The sequence below is a fragment of the Streptomyces sp. SID13726 genome (genome assembly GCF_010548375.1).
Taxonomy (GTDB): Bacteria; Actinomycetota; Actinomycetes; order Streptomycetales; family Streptomycetaceae; genus Streptomyces.
The window spans coordinates 1-13,047 of the sequence record NZ_JAAGLY010000032.1; the positions used below are offsets into that span (position 1 = coordinate 1).

A 13,047-nucleotide genomic window follows, 5' to 3' on the forward strand; every position below is an offset into this window, starting at 1 on the left:
GTGGTCCCGGCGGCCCCCTCGGTCCCGGCGGCCAGGGCGGTCCCGGAACCCCCGGCATCTCCGGCGGCCGGCCCACCGCCCCCGGCAACCAGCTCGGCACCGGCGCCCCCGGCACCCTCGGTCACCCGGGCGCCCCCGGCGCGGGCCTCGGCCCCGGTGGCGGTCTGAGCGACGACACCGCGATCCTCACCCCGCAGAAGCCGGCCCCCGAACCGGGCGCCCCCGGCTTCGGTAACCCGGACAACGTCTCCGGGCACACCGTCACCAGCGGCATCCCGGTCGTCCCGGGCGGCGCCCAGGCACCGGGTGCCGACGGCGCGCAGAGCGCGAAGCGGTCCGACTCCGCGTCCCAGGACGCCCCGGCCGCCTCGTCCAAGAAGAAGAAAAAGAAGGGCCGCAGTAAGCTCGCGATGGTCGGCGGCACCGTTGTCCTCATCGGCGTCGGCGCCTACGGCACGGGCCTGCTGATGAACCGGTCCGACGTGCCCAAGGGCACCACCGTGCTCGGCGTCGACATCGGCGGCGGCACCCGCGACGACGCCGTCAAGAAGCTCGACGACGCCTTCGGCGACCGCGTGAACCAGCCGCTGAAGCTGTCGGTCGGCGGCAAGACCGTCTCGCTCAAGCCGGACCAGGCCGGACTCCAGCTCGACGAGCAGGCCACCGTCGCCGCGGCCGCGCACAGCGACTACAACCCGGTCTCCGTCATCAGCTCCCTCTTCGGCAAGCACCGGATCGTCGACCCGGTCATGCCGGTCGACGAGGAGAAGCTGACCGCGGCCCTCCAGAACGCCTCGGGCGGCTCCGGCTCGTCGACCGACGGCACGATCAAGTTCGAGAACGGCAAGGCCGTCGCCGTCTACGGCAAGGCGGGCAAGGGCATCGCCGTCGACAAGTCGGTCGCGTCCGTCGAGGAGGCGTACCGCACCCAGGTGGAGACCGGCACGGCCGGCTCGGTAACCCTCCCGACGACCACCAGGCAGCCGACGATCGCCAATGCCGAGGTCGACCGGGAAATGAAGGCCTTTGCGACACCCGCGATGTCGGCCAACATCACGGTGCGGACGGACGCCACCCACTTCATCGAGTTCAGCCCGGAGAATTCCCTGTGGAGGTTCCTCCGGGTGAAGGCGGTGAACGGCAAACTCGTCGACAGCCCTGATCTGGAAGCGCTCAAGGAGCTCTACGGCAAGACCTTCGACGGCGTACTGATCACCCGGGGCAGCGGCGACAAGACGGCAGTCACTCCCCAAGACGTCTATGGCGCTGTGCGCCAGGCACTGCTGAGCACGACTGACAGAGACGTCACCATCGAGACGAATCCGACCTAGTCGAGCAGGGCAGAGAGGGGGCAGCCGGTGCACACCGGCTGCCCCCTTGTCGTAGGCTCCCGACCCTTCAGAACTGCCAACACGCCTTTAAAAAGGGCGCGTTGAGAGTGCACGAGGATGGTAGGTTGACGCGGCTGTTTGCAGGACAAACCTCGTCGGACTTCACTCAGACAGGAAACTGCATGCATTTTCTCCGTCGCGCCATGGTGTTCCTGGCCAGCCTGGCCACGCTCACCGGTGCCACCGTGTTCCTCGCGTCCCCCGCGCAGGCGGCTACTTCCTGCTCCGGCACCATCACCTACTCCGACACCGTCTCGCGCAGCGGGAGCGTCATAGGCGAGCTGGTCATCTACTACAACTCCAGCAATGGCGGCACCAACAGCGCCTGCTTCTACCACCGCGGCGTGTCCTACGGTGTTACGGCCTACACATCGATCCAGATCTACCGGTGTTCGCAGACGTCGGGCACCGGCGACGTGTGCAACCCGACCCAGAACTCGCTTCCGGACGACGGCAACTATGCCTACTACGCCGGTCCGGTAGGTGTGACGGGCACGGCGAACTACTGCGTCTCGGCGATCGGCTCCGTCACCTGGGCCGGTAGGGGATACTCCATCGAGACCGGTACGCGGGGTTGCTGAACCACACGTACTGACCAGGACAGTCCCAGGGGCATCCGGCACACGCCGGGTGCCCCTGGTCCTCGTATGACATCTGTCATGCGGCACTCCGGACGCCCGACACTGCCCGCCGCCGCCCCCGCGAAGCCACCATGGCCGTATGACAACGACAGCCCCGGTGGTCGCCTTCGACCAGGTGAGCAAGGCATACGGTGAGGTACGCGCCGTGGACGGACTGAGTCTGACCCTGCGGCCGGGGGAGACCGTGGCGCTGCTGGGGCCCAACGGGGCCGGCAAGTCGACCACCCTCGATCTGCTGCTCGGCCTCAAGCAGGCCGACAGCGGCAGCGTCCGGCTCTTCGGCACCACCCCGCGTGAGGCGATCGTCGCCGGGCAGGTGGGCGCGATGCTCCAGAGCGGCGGCCTGATGGACGAGGTCACGGTCGCCGAACTGGTCCGCCTCGGCTGCGCCCTGCACCCGAAGCCGTACCCGGTGAGCGACGTCCTCGCCCGGGCCGGGGTCTCCCAGATCGCCGACCGCAAGGTCAACAAGCTCTCCGGCGGCCAGGCCCAGCGCGTCCGCTTCGCCCTCGCGACCGTCGGCGACAGCGAGCTGATCGTCCTGGACGAACCGACGACCGGCATGGACGTCACCACCCGCCAGGCCTTCTGGGCCACCATGCGCGAACAGGCCGACCAGGGCCGTACGGTCCTCTTCGCCACCCACTACCTCGAAGAGGCCGACGCCATCGCCGACCGGGTGCTCGTGCTGCACCGGGGCCGCCTCCTGGCCGACGGCACCGCCGCCGAGATCAAGGCCAAGGCGGGCGCCCGCAGGATCGCCTTCGACCTGGAGGGCACGATCGACGAGGCCCCGCTCAGGAACCTGCCGTTCCTCAGCGCCGTCGACATCTCCGGCCAGACCGTCCGCATCCAGTCCACCGACGCCGACGCGACCGTCCACGCCCTCTACGGCCTCGGCGTCTACCCCCGCAACCTCGAAGTCGCCGGGCTCGGCCTGGAGCAGGCCTTCGTCGCCATCACCGAGGCCGAGGAGGCCAAGCAGTCATGCTGAGTACGTTCGCTTCGCGGGGCCTGATCAAGCTGGAACTCACCCGCGCCCTGCGCAACCGCAAGTTCCTCTTCTTCTCGGTGCTGTACCCGTCGCTGCTGTTCCTGATCATCGCGGGCAACGCCGACAGCACCACCAAGGTCGACGGCACCGGCCTGACCGTGCCGACGTACATGATGGTCTCCATGGCCTCCTTCGGCGCCCTGACCGCCGTCCTGATGGGCAACAGCGAGCGCATCGCCAAGGAGCGGGAGAGCGGCTGGGTACGGCAGCTGCGGCTGACCACGCTCCCGGGCCACGGCTATGTCCTCGCCAAGACCGCGAGCGCCGCCGTGGTGAGCCTGCCCTCCATCGTGGTGGTGTTCGTCGTCGCCGCGGTCGTGAAGGACGTACGACTGGACGCCTGGCAGTGGCTCGCCCTCACCGGCGCGATCTGGGCCGGCAGCCTGGTCTTCGCCGCGCTCGGCGTGGCCATCGGCTATCTGGCCAGCGGGGACGCCGTCCGCCCGATCACGATGATCACCTACTTCGGCCTGTCCATGCTGGGCGGCCTGTGGATGCCGACGACGACCTTCCCGCAGTGGCTCCAGGACATCGCCAAGTGGCTGCCCACACACGCGTACGCTGCGCTCGGCAGGGCCATCGAGCAGAGTCAGGCCCCGCAGGCCCAGGACATCGCCATCCTCGTCGTCTTCTTCGCCCTGTTCGCGGGCGGCGCGGCCTGGCTGTACCGGAAGGACACGCTGAAGGCGTGAGCACCGTCGGCATCGGACAGCGTCCGCAGAATCGCAGGCAGCAGGTCGTCAAGCTGCTCTGGATCGGCATCTGGCTCGCCTATCTGAGCGCGCCCGTCGGCGACTTGCTGCACGGCGGTCACAGCGACGGTGTCGCCGTCCTCGGCTGGATCGGCCTGGTCGCCTTCGTCGTCTGGTACTTCGCCCTGGTCTTCCGTACCGGACGCGGTGAGACCAACGCCGTGGTGCTGGGGTCGGTGGCGGTGCTCGGTGCCCAGTCGACGGTCCTCTCCCTCACGCTGGGCCGGGAGTGGCTCGTCCTGTACGTGTACGTGGCGATCTCCTCGGGCGCCGCCCTGCCGTTCCGGCTGGCCCGATGGAGCATCCCGGTCGTGTCCGCCCTGCTGACCGCCGTCGCCCTGGTCGTCCCGGGCGGCACCGCCTTCCTGGCCGGACTGCTCTTCCCGGCCCTCCTCGGCGGCTTCTCCATGACGGGCGTACGCGAACTCATCCGTACGACCATCGAGTTGCGGGAGGCCCGGGCCAAGGTCGCCCACCTGGCCGCCAACGAGGAGCGGCTGCGGCTCGCCCGCGACCTGCACGACCTGCTCGGCCACTCGCTCTCCCTCATCACCCTGAAGAGCGAGCTGGCGGGGCGTATGCTCCCCGGCCACCCGGAGAAGGCCGCCCAGCAGGTCGCCGACATCGAACAGGTCAGCCGCCAGGCCCTGGTGGACGTCCGCGAGGCCGTCACCGGCTACCGGCGCCCCCGTCTGGCCGCCGAACTGGCCGGAGTCGAGGTCGCGTTGTCCACCGCCGGTGTCACCGCCCGGGTTCCCGCGGAACCGGACCTCGCCGGCGTCCCCGAGGACAGCGAGGCCGCCCTCGCCTGGGCGCTGCGCGAGGCCGTCACCAACGTCGTACGGCACAGCGGCGCCCGGCGCTGCACGGTCGAACTGCTCCGCCGCCAGACCCTCGACGGACCGATGCTCGAACTCACCGTCGAGGACGACGGAACCGGGGGTTCGGGGGAAGGCCCGGGCAACGGCCTCACCGGTCTCACCGAGCGTCTGGAGAAGGCGGGCGGCACCCTGGAGGCCACCGGCTCCCGGCGCGGTTTCCGGCTGGTCGCCCGCGTGCCCGCCGGTTCCGCGACCGACGTAGGATCCGCCTCATGACGAGCCGCACGATCAAGGTCCTGCTCGCCGAGGACCAGTCGATGGTCCGCGAGGCCCTGGCCGCCCTGCTCGGCCTGGAGGACGACATCGAGGTCGTCGCCCAAGTGGCCCGCGGCGACGAGGTCCTGGCGACGGCCCGCGCCCACGACATCGACGTGGCCCTCATGGACATCGAGATGCCGGGCGCCACGGGCATCGAGGCGGCGGCCCAGCTCCACAAGGAACTCCCCTCGGTCAAGCTGGTCATCCTCACCACCTTCGGCCGCCCCGGCTACCTCCGCAGCGCGATGGAGGCGGGCGCCGACGCCTTCCTGGTCAAGGACGCCCCGGCGGCCCAACTCGCGGCAGCGGTACGGAAGGTCCTCGCGGGCGAGCGCGTCATCGACCCCACCCTGGCGGCGGCGGCCCTGGCAGAGGGCGCGAACCCCCTGACGGACAGGGAGAGGGAAGTACTGAGAGCGGCGGCCGACGGCTCCACGAACGCCGAACTGGCCAAGGAACTCCACCTCTCCCAGGGCACGGTCCGCAACTACCTCTCGACAGCGATCCAGAAACTAGCGGTACGGAACAGGGCGGAGGCGGTGAGGATCGCGCGTGAGAAGGGGTGGCTTTGATCGCCGTCCAGGGCAGCGGACCTAGGGGCGCGGGGAACTGCGCGACCAGCCACGACGCACCCGCAGACGCCCACGACCGTCAGTTCAACATCGCTCGCGCGGAATGAGCCTGCTGCCGAATCCGAGCCGCCGCAGCCTCGTCCACCGCGGCCACCACCCCCGCGTACGCCTCCAACTCCCCGGCCCCCTCGACGAAGTCACCCCGCTGCACCAGCAACTGCGCCCGCTCATACCGCAGTCGCGCCGGATGCGAGGGAAGCAGTAGGGCCAACTCCACGGCCCACAGCCCCACATCCGACCGCTCCGGCCGGGCCGTCGCCCACGCCCGCACGTTGTTGAGGATCCGCTGCACCACGTCGAGCGGAGCAGCCGGTGTCAACATCGCCGGATCCAGGGGCGCCCCCGTGGCCCCCGCCACCAGCAACTCGGCGTCGGCCCCCGCCAGGACCCGCCCCCCGTCGAACGGATCCGCCAGCACCTGCTCCTCCGGCGGCCCAAACCCGACCACGAAGTGCCCCGGCAGCGCTACCCCGTACACCGGCGCCCCCGCCCGCCGGGCCACCTCCATCCACACCACGGACAGCAGGATCGGCAGCCCCCTGCGCCGCCGCAGCACCTCGTGCAGCAGCGAGGACTCCAGCCGCTGATAGTCCACCGGCGCCCCACGGAACCCGCACCGGTCCCCGAGCAGTTCCCGCAGGGACACCGCCCACGACCGCGGCCCGCCCGGCCGGAACGGCAACTGCCCGGCCAGCCGGTCCAGTTCGATCTGCGCCCGGTCGATCCCGGCCTCGTCGAGCCCTCCGTCCGCCGCGGCCCCCAGCAGCAGACACAGCGCCGACAGATCGGGCCGTTCGGAGCGCGCCTCTTCGGCGAACCGCCTCCGTAGCTCGGCGGAACGTTCGGGCGGCGGGGGATACGGGGGACGCATAGCTGGCTCGTGCCCTCTCACAGCGATCGCTACTACCGCGCGCCGCCGGGGACGCCCGGCTCCCGGTAGTGGTGGTAGGCGTGGTGCGCGGTGAACCCCATGCCGTCATAGAGCGCCCGCGCACCGGAGTTGTCCGACTCGACCTGGAGCCACGCGGCCGACGCCCCCTCGTCGAGCGCCCGCCGCGCCAGCGCTGCCATCACGGTCGAGGCCAGCCCCCGTCGTCGCAGCGAAGGATCCACCTCGACCGCGGCGAACCCGGCCCACCGTCCGTCGACGACACACCGCCCGATCGCCGCGGGCGCTCCGCCGGTCTCCGAGGGGACCGTCGCGAACCACACCGAAGGGCCGCTCCCCAGCACCCGCAGCGCCACCTCGCTCACCCCCTTGCGCTGATACCGGGCCAGCCAGTCCGCGTCGGCCTCCCGGGACAGCACGACGACGTCACCGGGGGACCGGTCCGCCACCGGCGCCAGCGCCCCGGTCCACAGCTCCGACGTCACCTCCCGCGTCCAGCCCCGCGCCTCCAGCTCCGCGCAGAGCACCTCCTGGGTGCCCGCGGCGCCGGTCGCGGTCTGGATGTACGCCGGCAGGCCGCGGTCGCCGTACCAGCGTCGTACGGCGGTCAGGGCCGCGTCGAGGGGCAGCCCAGGGTCGCCGAGCGGGAGGACGGAGTTGGCGCGGCGGGTGAATCCGGAGGCGGCCCGCAGCTCCCAGTCGCCGAGCCGCTCGCTCTCCACCGGCTGCCAGCCGCGCGCGGCGATCCGGGCCAGCTCCTCGTACGAGGCGGCGGGGCCCCTGCGACGGGCGGGCGCCGCGGGGACGACCTTGCCCGCCACCAGCGCCGACTCCGGAATCCGGACACTCTCGCCGTCCCGGCGGGTGATCAGCAGCACACCGTCGTCCCATGATGTGAGAACACCCACCGTGTCGGTGAACTTCTGCTGCGTGACGCCGGTTTCGGCCAGGCGGCGCACGGATACCCGTTTGCCCACGTCAGCTGCGGAGATACGCACGACAAGGCGCCCGGCGGCGGAGATTTCCACAGGTCAGTTCACCCCTCCTGTTCGGATCATGCCCAAGAACGGAGATACTAGGGGCGGGCATCGACGACGCCGCGCTCCCGCGCGCGAGGCGGCGGAGCCTGAGGAGGCCCGCCAGCGCCCTATGGAGGAGGAACGACAGCGTGACCTACGTCATCGCGCAGCCTTGTGTCGACGTGAAGGACAAGGCCTGCATCGAGGAGTGCCCGGTCGACTGCATCTACGAGGGCTCCCGGTCCTTGTACATCCACCCGGACGAATGCGTCGACTGTGGTGCCTGTGAGCCGGTCTGCCCGGTCGAGGCGATCTTCTACGAGGACGACACCCCGGATGAGTGGAAGGACTACTACAAGGCGAACGTCGAGTTCTTCGACGAGCTCGGTTCGCCCGGCGGCGCCAGCAAGCTGGGTCTGATCGAGCGGGACCACCCGTTCATCGCCGCGCTGCCGCCGCAGGCCTGATCATCCGGCACCCCCAGGCGTGCCGCCTCGGTCCCGTACGGCCTGATCGTCCCTGATCACGGCCGTGCGGGACCGAGGCGTTTGCCGTACGACCCGTACGACCCGAAAGCGAGCCCGAACGCCGTGTCCGCAGTCTCCGACCGCCTTCCCACCTTCCCCTGGGACAAGCTGGAGCCGTACAAGAAGACGGCTGCCGCGCACCCCGGAGGCATCGTCGACCTCTCCGTCGGCACCCCCGTCGACCCTGTCCCGGACCTGATCCAGAAGGCCCTGATCGACGCGGCGGACTCCCCGGGCTACCCGACGGTCTGGGGCACCCCGGCCCTGCGCGACGCGATCACCGGCTGGGTCGAGCGCCGCCTGGGCGCCCGCGAGGTCACCCACCGGCACGTCCTGCCGATCGTCGGCTCCAAGGAACTCGTCGCCTGGCTCCCCACCCAGCTGGGCCTGGGCCCCGGCGACCGGGTCGCCCACCCGCGCCTGGCCTACCCGACGTACGAGGTGGGCGCGCGCCTGGCCCGCGCGGAGTACGAGGTCTACGACGACCCGACCGAGCTGGACCCGGCCGGCCTGAAGCTCCTGTGGCTCAACTCCCCGTCGAACCCGACCGGCAAGGTCCTGTCCAAGGACGAGCTGACGAGGATCGTGGCCTGGGCCCGCTCGCACGGCATCCTGATCTTCTCCGACGAGTGCTACCTGGAGCTGGGCTGGGAGGCCGACCCGGTCTCCGTCCTGCACCCGGACGTCAATGGCGGCTCCTACGACGGCATCGTGGCCGTCCACTCGCTGTCGAAGCGGTCCAACCTCGCGGGCTACCGCGCGGCCTTCCTCGCGGGCGACCCGGCCGTCCTGGCGCCCCTCCTGGAGATCCGCAAGCACGGCGGCATGATGACCCCGGCGCCGACCCAGGCGGCGGTGGTCGCGGCCCTCGGCGACGACACGCACGTGCGTGAGCAGCGCGAGCGCTACCTGGCCCGGCGCACGCTCCTGCGCGAGGCGCTGCTCGGCCACGGCTTCCGCATCGAGCACAGCGAGGCCAGCCTCTACCTGTGGGCCACCCGCGACGAGTCCTGCTGGTCGACGGTCGCGCACCTGGCCGAGCTGGGCATCCTGGTGGCGCCGGGCGACTTCTACGGCGAGGCGGGCGAGAAGTTCGTACGCGTGGCGCTGACGGCCACGGACGAGCGGGTGCGGGCGGCGGTCGAGCGGCTGGCGTAGTTGCATACGCGTACGGCGAAGGGGTCCAGGAACACCGTCCTGGACCCCTTCGCCGTATGCGCGCGTACTAGCCGAGCGGCAGGCTCTTCACCGGCAGGGAGTCGGCCGCCGGCAGACCGCCCTTGGTGAGGGAGTCGGTCGGGAGGCCGCCCTTGGTGGCGGTGGACGTGGTGTCCCCGACGAGGTCCCCGGCGGAACCGGCCGCGTCGCCCGCCGTCTTCTGCGCGGCCGGCGCCGCCTTCTTCACGGCCTTGCCGCCGGTCTTGCCCGCGGACGGCACCGCCTTCTCGACCGTCTTGCCACCGGTCTTGCCCGCGGACCCGGTGAGGTTCTGCGTCGCGCCGTCCACCGTGTTGCCGACGTGCGCCGCGTCCAGAGCGGTCAGCCCGCCGAGGTTCGGGGCGGCCGGCAGCTGCGCGGGGGCCGCACTGGCGGCGCCGGCCGCACCGACCCCGGCTGCCGCTCCCGCAGCGACGAGCAGCGCGGCACGGGCGATCCTGCGGGTCAGGGGGAGGGACATGTTGCTCCTTCGACGGAGGAAACGTTGCTAGGACGCCGTGACTACCGCTCGAAGCCGACGAAGGTTGCGGAGGGCCAACGTAAAGAGTTGGCAATGCGTCGCATTATCACCTGCGGATAAAAACGGGCAAAAAGCTGCCGGTCTGAAAGTCCGTCGAATCCTTGCAGCCCTTTGTTCGCAAGGGATCTGGCGGATACGGGGGTGACGTGACGAAAACCTGCGCACACCCCCTCCCGCGGCGGGCGGACGTGACCCTTCCAGGCGATCTTCCGAACTACCGTGCCGTGAGTATCCGCACCGACCCCGTGGCGCCCGCGCTGCCCGCCGGGCGCCACTGGCTGTCCGTGTTCCCGGCCGTCCACTGCCGCCCCGCGTACGAGACCCGCTCGATGCGCAGCGCCGAGGAGTTGGCGACCGCCCAGTGGGCGAGCTGCCAGCCGCGTTCCGTGAGGCTGCGGTCGGCTCCCGGGCTGGTGTCCTCGCGCACCGGAAGCGTCACCGTGCGCGCGTCGGCAGGGGCGGGCGAGGGACTCGCGCTCGGCGAGGACCCGGCGCTCACCTCGGCGGCGGTCGTCTGGAGCGCGTCCCGCCCGAAGTCCCGTACGAGAGCGGACCGTACGGCGTCCGGACCGGTGGCCGGGGGCGTGGCCGCCGCCGCGGTGGCCGTGGCCGTGGCGGCGGCAGTGGCGGTCCGGCTGGTGTCCTGGCGGCCGTCGCAGGTCAGGGTGGCCGCCGCGGAACCGGTGAGGGCGGCGGCGAGCACGGTGGCGTCCGGCTCGTGCTTGGCGTACGCCTCCGGATAGCCGCTGCGCTGCACGCGCTGCGCGGCGACGGTCAGCGGCAGCTCCTGGTAGTCGTCCACCTTCACCAGGTGCTTGTAGAACTCGCCCGCCGCGTACGCCGGGTCCAGGATCTCCTTCGGGGTGCCCCAGCCCTGCGAGGGCCGCTGCTGGAACAGGCCGAGGGAGTCCCGGTCGCCGTGCGAGATGTTGCGCAGCCCGGACTCCTGGAGGGCGGTGGCGAGGGCGATGGTCACGGCCCGCTCGGGCAGCCCGCGCCCGGTGCCGACGGCGGTGATCGTCGCCGCGTTCACCGCCTGCTCGGGCGTGAACTCGTACGACGGTCCGCCCGCCCGGCCCGAGACGACTCTGCAGGTCGGCCCTTCCGAGCCTCCGGTGACGTACTGCACCACGAGGTAACCGGCGACCGCGCACAGGACCACGAGGGCCGCCGCGAAGCGGAGGAAGCGGCCACGGCGCTTGCGAGTAGGGGGCAACGGCTCTGGCATCCGGACAAGATACTGGAGAGTACTGAGACCTCTGTGCCGGACGGGGAGGGCGGGGGCGGCCGACGGGGGAGTTAGGGTCGGGAGCATGGCCGACACCCCTCTTGACCTTTCGCTGGACGCCGCCCGGCTCACCGCGCAGCTCGTCGACTTCCCCTCCGAGAGCGGCACCGAGAAGCCCCTCGCGGACGCGATCGAGACCGCCCTGCGCGCTCTTCCGCACCTCACGGTCGACCGGCACGGCAACAACGTCGTCGCCCGCACGAACCTCGGCCGCCCGGAACGCGTCATCCTCGCCGGCCACATCGACACGGTGCCCATCGCGGGCAACGTCCCCTCCCGCCTCGACGACGAGGGCTACCTCTGGGGCTGCGGCACCTGCGACATGAAGTCCGGGGTCGCGGTCCAGCTGCGCATCGCGGCCACCGTCCCCGAACCCAACCGCGACCTCACCTTCATCTTCTACGACAACGAAGAGGTCGCCGCCCACCTCAACGGCCTGGGACATGTGGCCGAGGCCCACCCCGAGTGGCTGGAGGGCGACTTCGCGGTCCTGCTGGAGCCGACGGACAACCAGGTCGAGGGTGGCTGTCAGGGAACTCTGCGGGTGCTGCTGACGTTCAAGGGAGAGCGTGCGCACTCCGCGCGCGCGTGGATGGGTTCCAACGCGATCCACAAGGTTGCCCCGGCCCTCGAGAAGCTCGCCGCGTACGAACCGCGCAAGCCGGTGGTCGACGGCCTCGAATACCACGAGGGCCTCAACGCGGTAGGCGTGCAGGGCGGTGTGGCGACGAACGTCATCCCCGACTCCTGCGTCCTGGCCGTCAACTTCCGCTACGCGCCCGACCGCAGCGAGGCCGAGGCGGAGGCCTTCGTGCGGGACTTCTTCGCGGACTGCGGGGTCGACGAGTTCGTCGTCGACGACCACACCGGCGGCGCGCGTCCCGGCCTCAACCACCCTGTCGCACAGGCCTTCATGGCCGCGGTCGGCGGTGTCGCCCGCCCCAAGTTCGGCTGGACGGACGTCTCCCGCTTCAGCGCGCTGGGCGTGCCCGCGGTGAACTACAGCCCCGGTGAGCCGCTGCTCGCGCACAAGGTGGACGAGCGCGTGAAGGTCTCGCTGATCCCGGAGGCGGAGGCGAAGCTGCGGGCCTGGCTGACCTCGTAAGGAGGCGGCATGGCGGGGGCGCTGCACGGCGGACACGCGGACGTCCCCCCTCCGTAACCCGCGTAGATCTACGCTGATATGGAAAGACCAGGCAAGCGGAGGGAGCGCACATGGCTACCGGGAACCCCGAGGGCAAGCAGCAGCCACCGGAGGAGCAGCGCCTGGGACCGGTTCTCCGCAGGCGAGGACAGGTCACGGCGAGCACGACCGACCAGCGCCTGCTGGACGCGGGCGGTCCCTCGGACTGGGTCCACACCGACCCCTGGCGCGTCCTGCGCATCCAGTCGGAGTTCATCGAAGGCTTCGGCACCCTCGCCGAACTCCCGCCCGCGATCAGCGTGTTCGGCTCGGCACGGACACCGGCGGACTCGCCGGAGTACGAGGCGGGCGTGCGGCTCGGCCGTGGCCTGGTGGAGGCCGGCTTCGCGGTCATCACCGGCGGCGGCCCCGGCGCCATGGAGGCGGCCAACAAGGGCGCCTGCGAGGCCAGTGGCACCTCGGTCGGCCTCGGCATCGAGCTGCCCTTCGAGCAGGGGCTCAACCCCTACGTCGACATCGGCCTCAACTTCCGCTACTTCTTCGTGCGCAAGATGATGTTCGTGAAGTACGCGCAGGGCTTCGTGGTCCTCCCGGGCGGCCTCGGCACCCTGGACGAGCTGTTCGAGGCCCTGACCCTGGTCCAGACCCAGAAGGTCACCCGCTTCCCGATCGTCCTCTTCGGCAGCGAGTACTGGGGCGGCCTCGTCGACTGGCTCAAGAACACGCTGGTCGCGCAGGGGAAGGCGTCGGAGAAGGACCTGCTGCTGTTCCACGTGACGGACGACGTGGACGAGGCGGTGGCGCTGGTGTCCAAGGAGGCGGGGCGCTAGGCC

13 protein-coding genes and 1 pseudogene are annotated in these 13,047 nt (G+C 71.0%); 10 read left to right on the forward strand and 4 right to left on the reverse strand.

The features are described from left to right. The 6 genes and pseudogenes from G3I78_RS42425 to G3I78_RS42450 all read left to right on the forward strand — a co-directional run. Positions 1-1,331: pseudogene (locus G3I78_RS42425) on the forward strand (hypothetical protein); the annotation flags it as partial. A 182-nt stretch (positions 1,332-1,513) separates the two neighbouring features. Next, a complete protein-coding gene (locus tag G3I78_RS42430) occupies positions 1,514-1,972 on the forward strand; it encodes a hypothetical protein (RefSeq protein ID WP_164435016.1) in 459 nt (152 codons plus the stop codon). 139 nt (positions 1,973-2,111) lie between these two features. Further along, a complete protein-coding gene (locus G3I78_RS42435) occupies positions 2,112-3,026 on the forward strand; it encodes an ABC transporter ATP-binding protein (RefSeq protein WP_164435018.1) in 915 nt (304 codons plus the stop codon). Continuing rightward, positions 3,020-3,778 carry an ABC transporter permease gene (locus tag G3I78_RS42440; protein ID WP_164435020.1) on the forward strand — a complete coding sequence of 253 codons (759 nt, stop codon included), beginning with the start codon at positions 3,020-3,022 and terminating at the stop codon, positions 3,776-3,778. Before G3I78_RS42435 ends, G3I78_RS42440 begins: the two co-directional genes overlap by 7 nt. After that, positions 3,775-4,935 carry a histidine kinase gene (locus tag G3I78_RS42445; RefSeq protein ID WP_164435022.1) on the forward strand — a complete coding sequence of 387 codons (1,161 nt, stop codon included), beginning with the start codon at positions 3,775-3,777 and terminating at the stop codon, positions 4,933-4,935. Before G3I78_RS42440 ends, G3I78_RS42445 begins: the two co-directional genes overlap by 4 nt. Then, entirely contained in the window at positions 4,932-5,549 is a 618-nt protein-coding gene (locus tag G3I78_RS42450) for a response regulator transcription factor (RefSeq protein WP_164435023.1), read from the forward strand. The genes G3I78_RS42445 and G3I78_RS42450 overlap by 4 nt, the downstream gene beginning before the upstream one ends. A 79-nt stretch (positions 5,550-5,628) precedes the next feature. Here the strand turns inward: G3I78_RS42450 and G3I78_RS42455 are convergent, their stop codons facing one another. Together G3I78_RS42455 and G3I78_RS42460 are read right to left on the reverse strand one after the other, a co-directional pair. Further along, entirely contained in the window at positions 5,629-6,480 is an 852-nt protein-coding gene (locus G3I78_RS42455) for a transglutaminase-like domain-containing protein (protein ID WP_164435026.1), read from the reverse strand. 32 nt (positions 6,481-6,512) lie between these two features. Beyond that, entirely contained in the window at positions 6,513-7,526 is a 1,014-nt protein-coding gene (locus G3I78_RS42460) for a GNAT family N-acetyltransferase (protein WP_164435028.1), read from the reverse strand. Between the two features lie 140 nt (positions 7,527-7,666). Between G3I78_RS42460 and fdxA the strand changes: the two genes are divergently transcribed. Next, positions 7,667-7,984: a ferredoxin gene (gene fdxA, locus G3I78_RS42465; protein WP_007384503.1), complete on the forward strand. Its 318-nt coding sequence runs from the start codon at positions 7,667-7,669 to the stop codon at positions 7,982-7,984. Between the two features lie 123 nt (positions 7,985-8,107). Then, complete coding sequence (locus tag G3I78_RS42470; RefSeq protein WP_164435030.1) at positions 8,108-9,202, forward strand: bifunctional succinyldiaminopimelate transaminase/glutamate-prephenate aminotransferase; 1,095 nt, start codon at positions 8,108-8,110, stop codon at positions 9,200-9,202. A 67-nt stretch (positions 9,203-9,269) separates the two neighbouring features. Here the strand turns inward: G3I78_RS42470 and G3I78_RS42475 are convergent, their stop codons facing one another. Further along, on the reverse strand, positions 9,270-9,722 hold the full coding sequence (locus tag G3I78_RS42475; protein WP_164435032.1) for an ATP-binding protein: 453 nt from the start codon (positions 9,720-9,722) through the stop codon (positions 9,270-9,272). 274 nt (positions 9,723-9,996) lie between these two features. Beyond that, positions 9,997-11,010: a heavy metal transporter gene (locus G3I78_RS42480; RefSeq protein WP_164435034.1), complete on the reverse strand. Its 1,014-nt coding sequence runs from the start codon at positions 11,008-11,010 to the stop codon at positions 9,997-9,999. Positions 11,011-11,095: 85 nt separating this feature from the next. Here G3I78_RS42480 and dapE point away from each other — a divergent pair, with 85 nt between their 5' ends. After that, positions 11,096-12,175 (forward strand): succinyl-diaminopimelate desuccinylase, encoded by a 1,080-nt coding sequence (gene dapE / locus G3I78_RS42485; protein WP_164435036.1) that lies wholly within the window; start codon positions 11,096-11,098, stop codon positions 12,173-12,175. Positions 12,176-12,285: 110 nt separating this feature from the next. Beyond that, a complete protein-coding gene (locus G3I78_RS42490; RefSeq protein WP_164435038.1) occupies positions 12,286-13,044 on the forward strand; it encodes a TIGR00730 family Rossman fold protein in 759 nt (252 codons plus the stop codon). Positions 13,045-13,047 lie beyond the last annotated feature (3 nt).

Coding starts and splice junctions, on each gene's coding strand:
- G3I78_RS42450 (WP_164435023.1), top strand. CDS start 4,932: ATGACGAGCCGCACGATCAAGGTCCTGCTCGCCGAGGACCAGTCGATG.
- G3I78_RS42490 (WP_164435038.1), top strand. CDS start 12,286: ATGGCTACCGGGAACCCCGAGGGCAAGCAGCAGCCACCGGAGGAGCAG.
- G3I78_RS42435 (WP_164435018.1), top strand. CDS start 2,112: ATGACAACGACAGCCCCGGTGGTCGCCTTCGACCAGGTGAGCAAGGCA.
- G3I78_RS42440 (WP_164435020.1), top strand. CDS start 3,020: ATGCTGAGTACGTTCGCTTCGCGGGGCCTGATCAAGCTGGAACTCACC.
- G3I78_RS42455 (WP_164435026.1), bottom strand. CDS start 6,480: ATGCGTCCCCCGTATCCCCCGCCGCCCGAACGTTCCGCCGAGCTACGG.
- dapE (WP_164435036.1), top strand. CDS start 11,096: ATGGCCGACACCCCTCTTGACCTTTCGCTGGACGCCGCCCGGCTCACC.
- G3I78_RS42430 (WP_164435016.1), top strand. CDS start 1,514: ATGCATTTTCTCCGTCGCGCCATGGTGTTCCTGGCCAGCCTGGCCACG.
- G3I78_RS42475 (WP_164435032.1), bottom strand. CDS start 9,722: ATGTCCCTCCCCCTGACCCGCAGGATCGCCCGTGCCGCGCTGCTCGTC.
- G3I78_RS42480 (WP_164435034.1), bottom strand. CDS start 11,010: ATGCCAGAGCCGTTGCCCCCTACTCGCAAGCGCCGTGGCCGCTTCCTC.